This is a genomic window from Paraburkholderia dipogonis, assembly GCF_046027395.1.
GTDB classification, from domain to species: domain Bacteria; phylum Pseudomonadota; class Gammaproteobacteria; order Burkholderiales; family Burkholderiaceae; genus Paraburkholderia; species Paraburkholderia dipogonis_A.
Map to the genome: position 1 here is coordinate 25,168 of NZ_JAQQEG010000017.1, position 15,855 is coordinate 41,022.

Annotated in this window: 17 protein-coding genes; 10 read left to right on the forward strand and 7 right to left on the reverse strand. The window is 60.9% G+C overall.

The annotated features are described in order from the left end of the window. Positions 1-217: 217 nt before the first annotated feature. Positions 218-844 carry a chromate transporter gene (locus PQR32_RS18420; protein WP_408229678.1) on the forward strand — a complete coding sequence of 209 codons (627 nt, stop codon included), beginning with the start codon at positions 218-220 and terminating at the stop codon, positions 842-844. A gap of 34 nt (positions 845-878) precedes the next feature. After that, positions 879-1,415, forward strand: coding sequence for a chromate transporter (locus PQR32_RS18425; protein ID WP_408229681.1), 537 nt, complete (start codon positions 879-881; stop codon positions 1,413-1,415). Here PQR32_RS18425 and PQR32_RS18430 read toward each other — a convergent pair. After that, a complete protein-coding gene (locus PQR32_RS18430) occupies positions 1,412-2,326 on the reverse strand; it encodes a LysR family transcriptional regulator (protein ID WP_408229684.1) in 915 nt (304 codons plus the stop codon). The two genes, PQR32_RS18425 and PQR32_RS18430, sit on opposite strands and share 4 nt — an antisense overlap. Positions 2,327-2,558: 232 nt before the next feature. Between PQR32_RS18430 and PQR32_RS18435 the strand changes: the two genes are divergently transcribed. Genes PQR32_RS18435 through PQR32_RS18450 form a run of 4 tightly spaced genes read left to right on the forward strand, consistent with a single transcriptional unit; the run spans position 2,559 to position 6,346 of the window. Continuing rightward, entirely contained in the window at positions 2,559-3,902 is a 1,344-nt protein-coding gene (locus tag PQR32_RS18435; protein ID WP_408229687.1) for an MFS transporter, read from the forward strand. A 7-nt stretch (positions 3,903-3,909) separates the two neighbouring features. Next, entirely contained in the window at positions 3,910-4,650 is a 741-nt protein-coding gene (locus PQR32_RS18440) for an SDR family NAD(P)-dependent oxidoreductase (protein WP_408229690.1), read from the forward strand. Next, positions 4,647-5,495: a sugar phosphate isomerase/epimerase family protein gene (locus PQR32_RS18445; protein ID WP_408229693.1), complete on the forward strand. Its 849-nt coding sequence runs from the start codon at positions 4,647-4,649 to the stop codon at positions 5,493-5,495. Before PQR32_RS18440 ends, PQR32_RS18445 begins: the two co-directional genes overlap by 4 nt. Further along, positions 5,492-6,346, forward strand: coding sequence for an amidohydrolase family protein (locus PQR32_RS18450; protein ID WP_408229696.1), 855 nt, complete (start codon positions 5,492-5,494; stop codon positions 6,344-6,346). The genes PQR32_RS18445 and PQR32_RS18450 overlap by 4 nt, the downstream gene beginning before the upstream one ends. 153 nt (positions 6,347-6,499) lie before the next feature. On the opposite strand, the gene PQR32_RS18455 is transcribed toward PQR32_RS18450, so the two are convergent. From PQR32_RS18455 to PQR32_RS18465, 3 genes are read right to left on the reverse strand one after another with little or no spacing between them, the layout of a single operon-like run. Beyond that, complete coding sequence (locus PQR32_RS18455; RefSeq protein WP_408229699.1) at positions 6,500-7,270, reverse strand: ATP-binding cassette domain-containing protein; 771 nt, start codon at positions 7,268-7,270, stop codon at positions 6,500-6,502. Further along, entirely contained in the window at positions 7,270-8,271 is a 1,002-nt protein-coding gene (locus tag PQR32_RS18460; protein ID WP_408229702.1) for an ABC transporter permease, read from the reverse strand. Before PQR32_RS18460 ends, PQR32_RS18455 begins: the two co-directional genes overlap by 1 nt. Further along, entirely contained in the window at positions 8,268-9,347 is a 1,080-nt protein-coding gene (locus tag PQR32_RS18465) for a sugar ABC transporter substrate-binding protein (RefSeq protein WP_408229705.1), read from the reverse strand. Before PQR32_RS18465 ends, PQR32_RS18460 begins: the two co-directional genes overlap by 4 nt. Before the next feature lie 383 nt (positions 9,348-9,730). On the opposite strand from PQR32_RS18465, the gene PQR32_RS18470 reads away from it, so the two are divergent. Next, on the forward strand, positions 9,731-11,473 hold the full coding sequence (locus PQR32_RS18470) for an IlvD/Edd family dehydratase (protein WP_408229708.1): 1,743 nt from the start codon (positions 9,731-9,733) through the stop codon (positions 11,471-11,473). A gap of 206 nt (positions 11,474-11,679) precedes the next feature. Further along, a complete protein-coding gene (locus tag PQR32_RS18475) occupies positions 11,680-12,453 on the forward strand; it encodes an enoyl-CoA hydratase (protein WP_408229711.1) in 774 nt (257 codons plus the stop codon). Positions 12,454-12,518: 65 nt separating this feature from the next. On the opposite strand, the gene PQR32_RS18480 is transcribed toward PQR32_RS18475, so the two are convergent. After that, positions 12,519-12,953, reverse strand: a complete 435-nt coding sequence (locus PQR32_RS18480; RefSeq protein WP_408229714.1) for a MarR family winged helix-turn-helix transcriptional regulator — start codon at positions 12,951-12,953, stop codon at positions 12,519-12,521. A gap of 246 nt (positions 12,954-13,199) precedes the next feature. On the opposite strand from PQR32_RS18480, the gene PQR32_RS18485 reads away from it, so the two are divergent. Continuing rightward, positions 13,200-13,673: a VOC family protein gene (locus PQR32_RS18485; RefSeq protein WP_408229717.1), complete on the forward strand. Its 474-nt coding sequence runs from the start codon at positions 13,200-13,202 to the stop codon at positions 13,671-13,673. A gap of 189 nt (positions 13,674-13,862) precedes the next feature. Continuing rightward, on the forward strand, positions 13,863-14,351 hold the full coding sequence (locus PQR32_RS18490) for an SRPBCC family protein (RefSeq protein ID WP_408229720.1): 489 nt from the start codon (positions 13,863-13,865) through the stop codon (positions 14,349-14,351). A 75-nt stretch (positions 14,352-14,426) separates the two neighbouring features. Here the strand turns inward: PQR32_RS18490 and PQR32_RS18495 are convergent, their stop codons facing one another. Both PQR32_RS18495 and PQR32_RS18500 read right to left on the reverse strand, forming a co-directional pair. Continuing rightward, positions 14,427-15,203 carry a molybdopterin-dependent oxidoreductase gene (locus PQR32_RS18495; RefSeq protein WP_408229723.1) on the reverse strand — a complete coding sequence of 259 codons (777 nt, stop codon included), beginning with the start codon at positions 15,201-15,203 and terminating at the stop codon, positions 14,427-14,429. 2 nt (positions 15,204-15,205) lie between these two features. Next, on the reverse strand, positions 15,206-15,799 hold the full coding sequence (locus tag PQR32_RS18500; RefSeq protein WP_408229726.1) for a cytochrome b/b6 domain-containing protein: 594 nt from the start codon (positions 15,797-15,799) through the stop codon (positions 15,206-15,208). Between the last annotated feature and the right edge of the window lie 56 nt (positions 15,800-15,855).

Here is a 15,855-nt window from a genome sequence, read left to right on the forward strand (position 1 = left end):
AATACCGTCCTGAACGGGTGTCAAGGAAACTGTATGCATTGACGCGCAGGCGGCGAAGCTTTGGCGTTGTTGCATGATGGGTGAAATAGGCCGGCTTATTGCAGCTATCATTTAGCACTCGGGGCAAACCGGGCTAACAGCGTCGTTGTGGCCGCAACGACGCTAATGACGCGCCAGGATTCACCGGCTATGCCACACAGTTCGTAAGGAGGGAGCATTGGTCAAAGGCACCAACGGGCAAGAGGTTCTCGACCCGGCATCGACGCACGAGAATATCGGGCAAGGCGGCGGACGTGCGCCGGGCAAGGTGACCGCGCTAGGTCTGTTCCTTATTTTTTCCCGCATCGGCCTCACGAGTTTTGGCGGCGGATTGAGCGGCTGGTTTCTGCGCGAGTTCGTGCACGACCGGCACTGGCTGAGCGAGGATGAGTTCCTCAACGGACTGGCGTTGTCGCAGGCGCTGCCAGGCGTCAACGTCAAGAACCTTGCCATCTGGATCGGTTATCGTTTGCTGGGCTGGCGTGGGGCGCTGGCCGGATTTTGCGGAATCATTTTCCCGCCGGCCGTCCTGATCGTGCTGCTCGGCGCATTCTTCTCGGCCATCGCCTATCTTCCGCTGACGCATACCGCGCTGGCCGGTGCGGCGGCAGGTGCGATCGGCCTATCCGCGGCGATGGCGATCACCGCCGCGCGCAGGCTGCCGCGGCGTGTTTTTTCGTATCTCATGCTGATCGCGACGTTCGTGGCGGTGGCGTTATTCAGGGCGTCGCTCGTGTGGACCGTGTTGATAGCCGGCGCCCTGAGCGTCGGCTACGAATACGTCCGTTCGCCGCGGCAGCAATAACGACAGTCGGGCAACTTTCAGAAAGCCACATCACGTGTCCAGAAATCTCATCGCACTGTTTTCGGTTTTCGCGCCGCTTTCGATCGTGACGGTCGGCGGCGGGCAAGGGATCATTGCCGAGGTCCAACGGCAGGTCGTCGACGTGCATCATTGGATGACGCACGCCGAATTCCTGAGCGACTTCGCGATTGCGCGGCTCGCGCCGGGGCCGGGGTCGCTGCTGGCGACATTGATCGGCTGGCAGGTGGGCGGCTTTGGCGGAGCCCTCGTGGCGACACTGGCTTTGTTCGGGCCAACGGCGTTCCTGATGTGCGGTGTCGTGCACGTGTGGAACAGACATGAAGGCGCCCGCTGGCTAAACGCATTGCAGGCGGGCCTGCGGCCCGTCGCCGCCGGTCTCATTCTGGCCGCCGTCTACGTATTGATGAAACAACTCGACGGCGGCTGGATAGCGTGGCTTACCGCGGCAATCGCAACGGTGCTGGTGATGACGACGCGAATCAACGCTTTGGTGTTGATAGCGGGCGGCGCCGTGACGTTCGTCATGCTGCACTTCGCGGGTTTGCTCTAGTCCGGCAGCGACGCACCCGGAATCTGCCGGTTGATGCGTTGCGCCTGCTTGTAGACCGCATGCATCAACAGAGCAGTATTGCGGGAAGGCGGGGAGAACTTCGAATAGACAAAGGTGGAGACGAGTTCGAGTTCCTCGATCAACGGACGGACGATAAAGCCCTGACCTTCCGCGGCAAACTCGTCGACGATAGCGAGCCCGAGTCCGCCTTTCACCAGGGCCAGCGCCTGGTCCGCGCGCGTGACATCCACCACGGATTGCAGTTCGACATTGGCTTGCTGGCATGCGCGCGCGATCATCGTGCCGAACGGAATGTCGCGCCTGAAGAGAATCATGGGCTCGCCGATCAGGTCGGCCAGCGCAATGGGCTCGGGCGCGGCGAGACGATGAAGAGGCGGCACGACGCAGACCATTCTGCCGCGCATGAACGGCACCACGTCGAGGTGCTCATGTTCGATCGGCATCGACGTGACCGCCACGTCGACAGCCTTGCTCAACACTTCAAGCGGCATGTCGGCCATCAGCGTGGTGTGCCAATCCACGCTAAGCCCCGGCAACTGCCGTTTCAACTCGACGATGGCGGGCGCGACGATCGACGTCGCCAATGACGGACTGCACGACACCCGCAACAGGCTCGCCGGCCCAAGCGCCAGCGCCCGCGCGAATTCATCGACGCTCAGCGCCGCCTGATAGACCTGCTCCACTTCCCTGAATAGCGCCTGCGCTTCCGCTGTCGGTATCAGCCGGCCTTTCGTGCGTTCAAAGAGGCGCAGCCCCAAGGTGGTCTCCGTGTGGGAGACGAGCTTGCTGACAGCCGGTTGGGACACGTAGAGCATCTTCGCGGCTGCGTTGATCGAGCCGGTCAGCATGACCGCACGAAACACTTCCATCTGCCTGAGCTTGAACCGCATGCATCCTCCAGAACGTATGCGGAGATATTAACCAAAAGTTATAGGTTAGCTGAAACTCGGCATACGACAAGCTTGCGGCAACTATCTAGTATCTGCTCAACGGGAGCCCGTCTCCCGCATTGCGTAACGCGCACAAACCGCACGATCTGAACAGCGCCTGCGAAGCGGGCAACGAGCCACGGGCAAGCGGCGGCTCGCGAAGCGCGCCACGAGCAGACAGGATGGAGACACGATGAATCACGCAACTCAGTCTGGAGTCGCGGCAATCGACGTTGCCACGACCGCGCGGCGGACCCGCGCCCGCTTCGGCATACTCGCGCTGCTGGCGGTCGGCACGATGATCAACTATCTGGACCGCAGCGTCGCCGGGATTGCCGCGCCGAGCATGAGTCACGAACTCGGCTTGAATCCGGCGCTGATGGGTGTGATCTTCTCAGCGTTCTCGTGGACCTACACGGCTTCGCAGATTCCCGGCGGCGTGATGCTGGACCGCGTGGGAACCCGTTGGACTTACTTCTTCGCGCTCACGCTATGGTCTCTTTTCACGGGATTGCAGGGCCTGGCAACGGGCTTCGTGTCGCTGCTGATCATGCGTCTGCTGATCGGCATTGCCGAAGCGCCGTGTTTTCCGACTAACAGCCGGGTGGTCGCGATCTGGTTTCCGCAGAGCGAGCGCGCCCGCGCAACCGGCATTTACACGTTCGCGGAATACGTCGGCCTCGCTTTCCTGAGTCCGTTTCTGTTCTGGCTGGAACAACGCTATGGATGGCGCGCGTTGTTCGGCATCGTCGGCACGGTCGGGGTCGTGTTCGGCGGCATCTGGCTCATGCGCTTTCACGAGCCGCATCAGTCGAAGCGCGCGAATCGCGCCGAACTCGATTACATCGCGGATGGCGGCGGCGTGGTCGACGGAAGCCAGCAGGCCACGCACTTTCGCTGGTCCGACATCGGCGCGCTCCTCAAGCGGCGCAGCATGCTCGGCATCTGTCTCGGCCAGTTCGCCTGCAATTCGACCAACGTGTTCTTTCTGACGTGGTTCCCGACTTACCTCGTCACCGAGCGTCATATGCCGTGGCTGAAGGTCGGGCTGATCGCGGTGCTGCCGTTCATCGCCGCCTCGGTGGGTACGCTCGCGGGAGGCTGGATCTCCGACGCCATGCTGCGCCGGGGCATCTCTCTGAACTGGTCGCGCAAGCTGCCGGTGATCGTGGGTCTGCTCGCTGCGTCGAGCATTGTCCTTGCGAACTATGTCGAGTCCACCGCAACCGTCATCGCGATTCTTTGCGTTGCCTACTTTGCTCAAGGGATGTCGGCGCTCGCATGGATGATCGTCTCGGACATCGCACCGAAGGGTCTGCTCGGTTTGAGCGGCGGCATCTTCAATCTGTTCGCCAATGCAGCGGGGATCGTCACGCCGCTGGTGATCGGCCTGATCGTCAACGCGACGGGTTCGTTCGTCTACGCGTTGGCCTTCATCTCGGCTGTCACGCTGGTCGGCGCGCTTTCGTACATCTTCGTCGTGGGTGATATCAGGCGCATTGAACTGCAAGACAACATTCTCCAGGCAAAGGAATAAATTTCGTATGACTCGTTCTCTCGACGGAAAAGTGGCCATCGTCACGGGCGCCGCGCGTGGCATCGGTCTAGGTATCGCGCAAAAGCTGAAAGCGGACGGCGCACGCGTGGCAGTGTGGGACCTGAATGTGGACGACTGCGGCGCGCAACGTCTGGGCTTCGCGCCCGACCACATTCAGCGGGTGGACGTCGCCGCCATCGACTCGGTCGAACAGGCCTTCGCGGCCACGCTCGACCGTCTCGGTCAAGTGGATATTCTCGTGAACAACGCGGGCATCAACGGACCGGTGGCGCCGTGCTGGGAATATCCGGTGGATGCATGGCAACGTGTGATCGCCGTGGATCTGAATAGCGTGTTTTACTGCTGCCGCGTCGCCATTCCGCATATGCGCGCGCGTGGCGGCGGCCGCATCGTCAACGTGGCGTCGATCGCGGGCAAGGAAGGCGTTCAGTTCATCTCGGGGTACTCGGCGGCGAAAGCGGGTGTCATCGCGTTCACCAAGGCCGCGGCGAAGGAACTGGCGAAGGACAACGTGCTCATCAACTGCGTCGCGCCGGCGATGGTCGAAACCGAACTGTTCAGCGAGATGTCCGACGCGCATATCGAGGCGAGCAAGGCCAAGATTCCGATGGGCCGCTTTCTTCAGATCGAGGAAGTCGGCGCGATGGTCAGCTGGATCGCGAGTCCCGAATGCAGCTTTACGAGCGGCTTCACTTTCGATCTGACCGGCGGGAGGGCCACATATTGAGCGCGCGGACAGAAGCGCCGAAGCTTGCCGTCGCGCATCTCACCGCGCTGGAACTGGCCCCGCTGGAATGGGTGACGCAAGCGGCGCGCGCGGGATTCGACGCGGTGGGGCTGAGGCTGAACCCGACCTCCGCGGACGCGATCGCGTACCCGTCGAGCGTGGGGAGCGAAGCGCATCGCGCGCTGCGGCGTGTGCTTGCCGACGAGGGCGTGACGGTGCACGACGTCGAGTTCATTCCGATGCTGCCCGATATCGACGTCGCGTCCTATGCACCGATGTTCGACGCTGCGGCCGATCTGGGCGCCCGTTGCGTGACAGTCTCGGGCGACGATCCCGACGCTGTGCGGCTTGCCGCCAACCTGGCGGCCCTGTGCGAACTGGCCGCGCAATATGGCTTGCGTGTCGATCTGGAGTTCATGCGCTGGCGTCATGTCGGCACGCTGAAGCAGGCCCGCTCGATGGTCGAGCGCGTGGACAATGCCAACCTCGCGATTCTCGTCGACGCGTTGCATCTCGCTCGCTCGGGCGGCAGCCCGGCGGACATCCGGGCACTGCCGGCGGGGATGGTGCGTGCCGTGCAGCTTTGCGACGCGTCGCCACACGCGCCGGTCGGGGACGATGCGACGATCCTCGAAGCGCGCACCGGCCGCCTGCCGCCGGGTGAAGGGGTGTTGCCGCTCATCGACTTGCTGGACGCGCTGCCTGCCGGCACGGCTTTGGGCGTGGAGATGCCGTTGCCGTCGCTGCCCGCGAAGGACCGGCTCGAGCTTGCGTACCGAAGCACGCGCACTATGCTTGAAGCTGCACGCCGCCGTCACGAATCACTCGGAGAGTCGCATCAATGAATATCTTCGATGAAGAGAAGATCGACTGTCACAACCATATCTTCGATCCCGCACGCTTTCCTTATCGCGCTGACACCGCGTACCGGCCATCGATGCAGGAAATCGGCACCGCTGCGCAGTTCGCCCATGTGATGGACGCGTGCGGCGTGCGACATGCGTTGCTGGTCGGGCCGACCAGCGGCTATCGCACCGACAATCGCTGCATGCTCGATGCCATCGCGCGTCATGGCGATCGTTTCAAAGGCATCGCCGTGGTGGACAACGACGTGAGCCGGGAAGCGTTGCTGGAGATGAAGGGTGCGGGCGTCGTCGGCGTCGCCTTCAATCCGGCGATGGAGGGTGTCGAAGCGCTCAACGATGCCGACTCGCTCTTCAACACGCTGGCCGACCTCGATATGTTCGCGCAGATCCAGGTGACGGGCGATCAGTTGGTCGCGCTCGAACCGCTGATCGGGCGGACTGCGACGCGGGTGCTAATCGACCACTGCGGCCGACCCGATGTTGCGGCGGGCTTGAATCAGTCCGGTTTCCAGGCGCTCCTGCGTCTTGCCGACACCGCGCGCACCGTCGTCAAGATTTCCGGCTTGCAAAAATTTTCGCAGCTTGAGTATCCGTACGAAGACGCGCAGATTTTCGCGCGGCAGATTCTTCGCGCGTTCGGCCCGGATCGCTGTGTGTGGGGTTCGGATTGGCCGTTCCTGCGCTCGCCGGTGCGGATGGACTATGCTCCGTTGCTGACGTTGGTCCAGTGTCTGATTCCCGATCCGGACGCACGGCGGCGTGTTTTGTGGACTACGCCTCGCAGCTTGTTTGGCTTCGACGGCTGTAATGCGATCACGGCCGTTGAATGAGCGTCGGCGACCCTGTTCGGCAGGCAAGAGCGCCCGAGATCTATAACCAGCTCTTTCAGCGGCATAACGTGGACGCCGTGCGCGTTCCGATGAAGGCGCCGTCGCTGCGCTGCCACTGCGATTGACCCGAGAAGCACGACTTGCCGCAGCGTATCAATGCGTCGTTGTCCGCATTGCCCGATATTCGCGTCGCACGATATCCATGAGCTCCTCGACTGACGTGCTGGCTGCCTCCCGCTGGTAGGTCACCCGTCCACGTTGCATGAGCATCACGCGATCCGCGATGTCGAGCGTCTGAGCGTAGTTGTGCATGATCATGACGATAGACAGGCCGCCTTTTGCCTTGAGCCGAAGGATCAGGTCGATGATCAGTCCAGCCTCGCGGGCGCCCATCGCGGCCAGCGGTTCGTCGAGCAGCAATATCTTTGCATTCGAATTGACCGCGCGAGCGACCGCGATAGCCTGTCGCTGCCCGCCGGAAAGCTGCTCGACGGGCAGGTCGACCGAGGGCACGTGCACGCCGATTTCTTCAAGACACTCCGCGGCGCGCTCACGCATTGCGCGATTGTTCAACAGGCGAAATGGCCCTCGACGGATGATTTCCCGATTCAGGAACATGTTGTGATAGATGCTCAGGGAATTGGCGAGCGCCAGATCCTGATAGACACATTCAATGCCGAGCGAACGGGCGTGATCGACCGACCGAAGCATCGTTTCCTCGCCGCCGACAAAAAGCTTGCCGCTTGTCTGCTGATGAAAGCCGGTCAGAATCTTGATCAGCGTCGATTTGCCTGCGCCATTGTCACCGAGTACGCCAAGAATCTCGCCCTGTCTCAGCGTCAGCGTCACGCCATCGAGCGCGGTGACCGCGCCGAAACGCTTCACAATGTCTTCACCGCGCAGCGCCTCCAGCACCTCGGACATTACAGCTCCCCCTTGCGTGCGAGACGAACCACGTGGATGTTGAAGATCATGGCCCCGAGAATCGCCGCGCCGAGAATCATGTTGAAGGTGAAGGCGTTGATGCCGATCAGCGTGAAGCCGTCGTTGAGAATGCCAAGCACCGCCGCGCCGATCAGCCCGCCTATGATCGTGCCCGATCCGCCGGCGAGGGGCGTGCCGCCAATCACGGCAGCGGCGACAGCGAGAAACATGATCTGGTTGCCGCCTGCTTGCGGATCGATCGACGTAATGCGGAAACCCTCCAGGATTCCGGTCAAGCCGGCGAGCAGCGAGGCAAGAATGAAGTTGCCGAGCTTCAGGCGTCTGACCTGTATCCCCGCCTCGCTCGCGCCCAGCGGATTCGCTCCCGACGCGATCGTATGCAAACCCCAGCGCGTGTGACGTAGCAGCACATGCATGAGTGCCGCAATGACAAGCGTCCAGATGATTTCGCTGTAACCCCATTCGCCCATGAATGCCGCAAACGCGGAGTTTTCCGGTGGCGAAACCGGCGTGCCTCGTGAGATTGTCAGCGTGAGGCCGTTCACGAAGAACAACGTGCCGAGCGTCGTCACGAACGATGGGATGCGCAGGTACACCGTCACCGCGCCGTTGATCAGCCCGACGAGGCCCGCGGCAACCACGCCGGTGAGCATGCCGAGCCACGGGGGCAAGCCCGCCTCGATGGCGAAATGCATGATGAAAGGCGCGAACGCAAAGACCATCCCGGCGGAGAGATCGATCTCCCCGCCGATCATCAGCATGATTTCGCCGAAGGCAATGATCGCCACTGGCGCGATGAACTGCGAGAGATTCTGCAGACTCGCGCTGGTCAGCAGGAAGTCATGGTTGACCGTCTCGAAGTAGATGCAGAGGATGAGCGCTACCGCGAAGATGCGGATCTCGCTGGAACGTCCGAGCGCGCCTGACCAGCGCCTCGGACGTTGGGCGGCTTTCTGGGTGTCCGTCACGGAAGACGTCACCCTTTGATCGCACCGGTGCGTGGCACGATCTGGGATTTCGTGCTCTTGCCTTCATAGCGCGTCGACGTGTTCAGATACGGATCGACTGTACCCTTGGTGACGAACTTCAGACCCGTGTTCACATTGGCCGGCCCAACGAGCCCACCGGAAGCGAGGAAGGTGAACGCCTCGACCACGGTATAGAAACCCTGCACGTACGGCTGCTGGTCGATGGTGAAGTCGAGGAAGCCGTCGTGAATCAGATCGACCGTGCGCGGCAACAGATCGAAGCCGCCGCCGTGAACGCCCTTGGACGGCAGGTTGGATTCCTTCATGACCTCGGCGACGCCCTGGGTGCTGCCCGCGTCCACGGCGAACATGCCTTTGAGATCCTGGTGGCCGAGAAAGAATGATTTGATCTTCGAGAGTTCTTCGTTGACGGTCGCGCCGGTGGCGATGGTCTGCACGTCGATCTTCTTGCCTGATTTCTTGATGGCAGCCGCCGCGCCATCGAGGCGGGGCTGAATGTTGAGCTGGCCCGGCGTGGCGATAAAGAGCGCGACGAGGCCGCTATCGATGAGACTCACGATTCGCTCGCCCATCTGATAACCGGACAGATAAAGATCCTGGCCGATATACGCAAGGCGCGGATTCGTGGAACCCGAAGGTGCGTCGGCGTTATAGGCGAACACCGGAATGCCGGCGTCGAGCGCGGCCTGGATGGGTTTGTCGAATGCCTTGGGGTCGACGATCGGTACTGCGATCGCGTCGGCTTTCGAGGCAATCGCCGCGTTGACCGCATTCACCATTTCGGCGATGTCGGCATTGGCCGAGCCGGTCCATTGATAGTCCATGCCCAGCAAAGCGGTCGCGTCCTGAATGCCGTATTGCGTCGGCACGAAGAATGGATTCGTCGTGACATGGTTGACGAATACGATCTTCCATCGCTTGTGCGCCGGGAACGAACCCGCTTCCGCCGCCTGGGCCGGCGAGATCATTCCACCCATTAGCGCGAGTGCTGCAGACAGGCCTGCGCCTTGCAGCAATCCGCGACGCATGCCTTGTACTTCGTCCTTGTCTTCCTTCGCTTGCGTCATCTCAGTCTCCCGTCTCTCAGTTGTTGAACACTTCACTGTTTATAACGGCGCAAGCAGGAAAAGCTCCGGCAAGACAGGCACCGGAGCCGGGCATCACTCCTTTCGGAAAGCCCACGTGCACGCGCGTACGCATGACTACCCCTCAGAAAATGCTATATCACGCACTTTTGCCTACTAATCGATGTATACCCTTAACTAGTCTGACTAATTAATTACTGTCCCGCAGTTCACGCCTTTTTCATTCGCGGCTCGGGGTGCGGTGCAACACGATGACCGGACAGGTCTGGCTCGTTGGCCGCGGAATCACGTGTCGTTGGAATGATGTGCACGATACACCGATTTAATAGTATTACTATCGAGTTGGCACCTGGAAGGAGAGGGACATGAAGAACGGAAAGCGCCCGCTACGCTCTGCCCAATGGTTCGGGTCAGCCGACAAGAACGGTTTCATGTATCGAAGCTGGATGAAAAACCAGGGCATTCCCGATCACGAATTTCACGGTAAACCAATTATTGGGATCTGCAACACGTGGTCTGAGTTGACCCCGTGCAATGCGCATTTTCGAAAGCTTGCTGAACACGTGAAGCGCGGCGTGCTGGAAGCGGGCGGTTTCCCGGTGGAATTCCCGGTGTTTTCCAATGGCGAGTCGAACTTGCGCCCCACGGCGATGCTCACACGCAATCTCGCGAGCATGGACGTCGAGGAGTCGATTCGCGGCAATCCGATCGACGCTGTCGTCCTGCTGGCCGGTTGCGACAAGACGACCCCCGCGCTTCTGATGGGCGCGGCAAGCTGCGATGTACCGGCGATCCTCGTCACCGGCGGTCCGATGCTCAACGGCAAGCATCAAGGCCACGATATCGGCTCGGGCACGATCGTCTGGCAACTGAGCGAGCAGGTGAAGGCGGGCAAAATCTCGCTGCACGACTTCATGTCCGCCGAAGCCGGGATGTCACGCTCGGCGGGTACCTGCAATACGATGGGCACCGCCTCGACGATGGCCTGCATGGCGGAAGCGCTCGGCGTCACGCTCCCTCACAATGCCGCGATTCCCGCGGTAGACGCGCGCCGCTACGTGCTGGCGCATATGTCGGGCATGCGCATCGTGCAGATGGCGCTCGACGATTTACGTCTGTCGGCACTGCTCACGCGTGAGGCATTCGAAAATGCGATTCGGGTCAATGCAGCGATCGGCGGCTCGACGAATGCGGCGATTCATCTGAAGGCTATTGCGGGACGCATCGGTGTGAGCCTTGAACTCGATGACTGGACCCGGATTGGACGCGGTACGCCGACGGTGGTCGACCTGCAGCCGTCGGGTCGCTACCTGATGGAAGAGTTTTATTACGCAGGTGGCCTGCCCGCGGTCTTGCGCCGGCTCGGCGAAGGCGGTCTGCTGCCGCATCCGGGTGCGTTGACTGCAAATGGTCAGTCGCTGTGGGACAACTGCAAGGATGCCCCGCTTTACAACGAGGAAGTCATACGCACGCTCGATAAGCCGATTTTTCCCGACGGCGGCTTATACGTACTGCGCGGCAATCTTGCGCCCAACGGGGCGGTGCTCAAACCTTCCGCGTCCACACCCGCGCTGCTCCGGCAACGTGGACGGGCGGTGGTTTTTGAAAGCTTCGAAGACTACAAGGCACGCATCGGTGCGCCCGACCTGGACGTGACCGCCGATTCGGTGCTGGTCCTGAAGAATTGTGGACCCAAGGGCTATCCCGGCATGGCCGAAGTCGGCAACATGGGCCTGCCGCCAAAACTGCTGGCTAAAGGCGTAACGGATATGGTGCGGATATCCGATGCGCGGATGAGCGGCACCGCATACGGAACGGTGGTGCTGCACGTAGCGCCCGAGGCTCGCGCGGGCGGCCCGCTTGCGGTGGTCCAGGACGGCGACTGGATCGAAGTAGACTGCGACGCCGGGCGCCTGCATCTCGACGTCAGCGATGACGAACTCGCTGCGCGTCTCGCCGCATGGACTCAAGCACGCCAGGACGATCCCGCCGACGCGAGCGGCTATCGGCATCTGTACGTTGAGCACGTATTGCAGGCCGATCAGGGATGTGACTTCGACTTTCTGGTGGGCTGCCGGGGCGCGGAAGTGCCACGCCATTCGCATTGAGCGGCAGAGAGAGGTCGATCAACAGCGGAGCATTTGGCGCAGCGCGTGCCTCGCTGCAGCTTCCTGTACGCATGTCTATTCGATCATGAAGACGTTTACTTCGCATGCGAATGTTATATACTTCGCATGCGAACGTTTAGAGGCGTTCCGATGTGCGCAGGCGTGCATACCGTAGATCGTCTGAGCAAATCTTTGGAGACGAGGCAATGAATCCAGAAGTGAATGTAGAACTTGCAAACGGCGTGCTGGTCGTAACGATCTCGCGACCCGGAAAAATGAACGCCATTACAAACGTGATGTATGGCGCGCTTGCGGATGCAATCGAGCGGGCCAATGTCGATAATGACGTGCGCGCATTATTGATTCAGGCAGATGGGGACATGTTCACAGCCGGTAACGATCTCTCGGAGTTCGCCATGCAGGCTACGGGCAACGGTCCACAGGAACGTCACGTAGTCCGCTTTGTTCGAGACCTGGCTAACGCGACGGTGCCTATCGTGGCCGCTGTTCAGGGCAAGGCCGTAGGAATCGGTACGACGATGTTGCTCCATTGTGACTACGTGCTTTTGTCTGAAGAGGCGCAATTGATGACCCCCTTCGTGAATCTCGCCTTGGTTCCCGAAGCCGCGTCGAGCTACCTCCTGCCGCTACAGATTGGACATGCCAGGGCATTCGAAATGTTCGCGCTCGGCGACCCGGTTTCGGCCGATACTGCAGTTGCCTGGGGCATTGCAAATCGGTTAGTCCCCGTTGCGGAACTGCGTACAGAAGCACGCCGGATTGCGGAGAAAATTGCCACCAAGCCCTACGGTTCACTGACGGCAACGAAACGGCTCATGCGGGAAGCAGAACGGCTGACAGCCCAGATGGATCGGGAAACCACCATATTCGTGGAGCGGCTTGCAAGCGCGGAGGCGAAAGAAGCATTCCTGGCGTTTGCCGAAAAGCGCCGGCCAGACTTCACGAAGATTCCGCGATGATGTGAGCGGCGTACACTGCCGGGCAAAACGGCGGCGCGATGGTGCCGTCGCGTTCGCGTGTGACCCTATGCCGCTTCCTCTTCGACGTCGGGAAACTTGTCCTGCAAACTCGTCAGCCAGCGCGCAACCACGTCGATCTCGGACGCCGTAAATCCCTCCGTCAGCCGTGCATTCAACTCGGCAAGACCCGACTTCGACCGCTTGAGTGCGGCGCGTCCCGCGGCGGTCAGCCAAAGCCGCGACGCGCGTCGATCGAGTTCGTCCGAATGGCGTTCTACAAGACCGGCCCGCTCAACTCGATCGACCAACCCGCTCATGCCCGGCGCCTTGAGATCGAGCGCCGCGGCCGCCTCGCTCGTGAGGGCTCCGTCGTTTTTCCCGAGAAAGAAAAGCAGCCCCGCCTGCGCTGCAGTCACGCCACCTGCGGCTGTCCGAGTCTGCGACCATCGATTCAGGCGCTTTTGGCCCACATTGAGCAGATATACGAGCCGATGATCCATGCTTCAACCTCGCCTGTTGCGCTCCAGAGGACGGAGCGTCTTCACTGGAAGTTAGTTCGTGTACGAACTTTTATCTTAGCATAAGCCATATCGGACGAGAGGCGACGGCCGTGTGGCATGGCTGAAGCTAATAAAAAACTGAACTTTTTCTTCCCGCCGTGTCAATTTTGATGGTCTTCCTTCGTCGTCTCAATGGCAGCATGCGGCTTGCCTCCGCATTCAGCCACCACTGACAGGAGATTTGCCATGGCGATTCAAAAGATCACGCCTTTTCTTTGGTATTCCATGGAAGCTGAGGAGGCCGCTGCTTTCTACGCGGATATCTTTCCAGACTCGCGCGTCACTCGGGTCACCGCCGTGCCGAGCGCCGGTTCCACGAAGGTTGTCGAGTTTGTTCTCTTTGGACAGCCTTTCATCGCCATGAGCGCGGGGCGACTCGACACGTTCAACCATTCGATATCCCTGATGGTCAACTGTGCGGATCAGGCAGAACTTGACCGCTATTGGAACGCTCTTCTCGAGGGCGGCGGTTCGCCCGAGGAGTGCGGCTGGCTGAAAGACCGCTTCGGCGTCTCGTGGCAGATCGTTCCAACCGATGTCCTCGACATGATGGCCGACCCCGATCCAGCAAAGGCTGCGCGCGTTGCCGGCGCGATGTTGAAAATGGTGAAGTTCGACATCGCCGCGTTGAAATCCGCCTATGCGGGGACGACGGATTAAAAAGGCCCCCGTGCTTCGTGGGCGTCATGGGGCGTCGGTCGGGATTGCCCGCTTCCTGCCGACGCTTATCTCACTCGTTTTCAGGAACCCTAACGCCAGGCGTGCAAACGCGGCACTGCTTCGCCGGTTATGGCAAGTGCAGTGAGCATCTGACAAAATCTCTAGAAAAATACCAAGAAGGGAGGCAACTTGCGGACGGTCGAATACCGCTTTTCCACCATCTGGCGCATCGATGCGCCAGTGCAGGAAGTGTGGGCGGCAATCCAGGATTCGGCGCGCTGGCCCGAGTGGTGGCATAACGTCGAGCGCGTGGACCAGCTGGAGGCGGGTTCCGATCAAGGCGTGGGCGTCGTGCAACGCTATACGTGGAAAGGCTGGTTGCCTTATCGCCTCGTGTTCGATATGCGGGTGACGCGCGTCGACCCGTTGGTCGCGCTGGAGGGGGAAGCCAGTGGCGATGTCGAAGGCGCCGGCCGATGGAGCTTTTCGAGCGACGGACGCAACCTGACTGTGGTCCGCTATGATTGGTGCGTGCATACGAACCGCCCATGGATGAATGCATTGGCGCCGTTGTTGCGACCGGTTTTCCAATGGAACCACGATGCAGTGATGCGCGAAGGCGGCGCGGCGCTGGCGCGGCGGCTGGACGCGCGGCTGCTTGGCATCGAGCATGGATGATGCTTCGTCGCGACTGGAGCAGGGGTTCAATCAGCGCAAGCACGAATTCGCCGGCTGTTCGATGAAGTGTGCCGTTCAGGAGCCGCCGAACCAGTTGTAGCCCTGGTTCTCCCAGTAACCACCGGGGTATTCGTTTGTCACACTGATCGCCACGATATGCTTCGGATTCTTGTAGCCGAGCTTGGTCGGCATGCGCAGCTTCATCGGGAAGCCGTATTTCGGTGGCAGCACCTGGCCGTCGTAGGTCAGCGTAAGCAGCGTCTGTGCATGCAGTGCAGTGGGCATGTCGATGCTGGTCCAGTAGTTGTCCGCGCAGTGCAACGACACGTACTTCGCTGTGATATCGGCGCCCGAATGCTTCAGGAAACTGGAGAAGCGCACGCCGCCCCATCGGCCAATCGCACTCCATCCTTCGATGCAGATGTGACGCGTAATCTGGCTTTCCTGCGGCAGTGCGCGCAGTTCGTCGAGCGTCCAGACGCGTTTGCCATTCGCGAGGCCGCCCACCTGGAGCCGGTAGGTAGCGGCGTCGACTTCGGGCACATCGTCGGCATCGTAGAACGCGTTGAACGGAAACGGTCGCGTGATCATCGACTCAGGATAGGTCGGGGCCATCTCGTTCCGATTGAATAGCAGGGCTTGCACGTGATCGTTGAAGAACGACATTCTGCGCAGCATGGTGTTCACGGACTTGTCATTGGTCAAATCGCAGCCTGACAGCAAAGCCAAGCCGCCGAGCGTGAGCACTCGCCTGCCAAGCAGGCGGCGCGCGGGACTTTTCAGTTCGTTGCGCGCATCCTTGATGATGGATTCAGCGTGAGAGGAGAGAAACGTATCGGGCTTCCTGGACATGGTTAGCGTCCACGAATCATCAAGAGCAGGGAGCGCGGCACCAGCGTGACCATGACGACGTGCACGACGAAGAACGCAACCAGCACGCTCATGGCAACAAAATGCACGACGCGGGCGTTGTCGTATCCGCCCATCAGCGTGCGCAGCAGCGGGAACTGCACCGACTTCCATATCGCCAGTCCCGACAGGATCACGACCGCGATATCGACGATGACGACCAGATAGGCGAACTTCTGTACCGCGTTGTAGCGTGTGAGGTCCTCATGCTCGAGCGTGCCACGCAGCGCGGCGACGAGATCGGTTGCAAACGACTTGAGGCTGATCGGCAGCAGTTTTCGGCGCAGACGGCCGGTAGCGAGATTCAGCCCGATATAGACGAGGAAATTCGCCACCAGCAGCCACATGACCGCGAAATGCCATAGCAATGCACCGCCGAGCCAGCCGCCCAATGTGATGGCAGAGGGAAATCGCAAGACCGGAAAGATCGGCGAGGCGTCATAGACCTGCCAGCCGCTCATCACCATCAGGACGACGGCGAGTGCATTGATCCAGTGGGTGATGCGGACCCAGGCGGGTTGAATCGTTGCGTGATTCAAAGCGAGCTCGTGATTGATGAGGTTGCTCGTCGTCGGAAACGTCAGGCCGGCGGCTG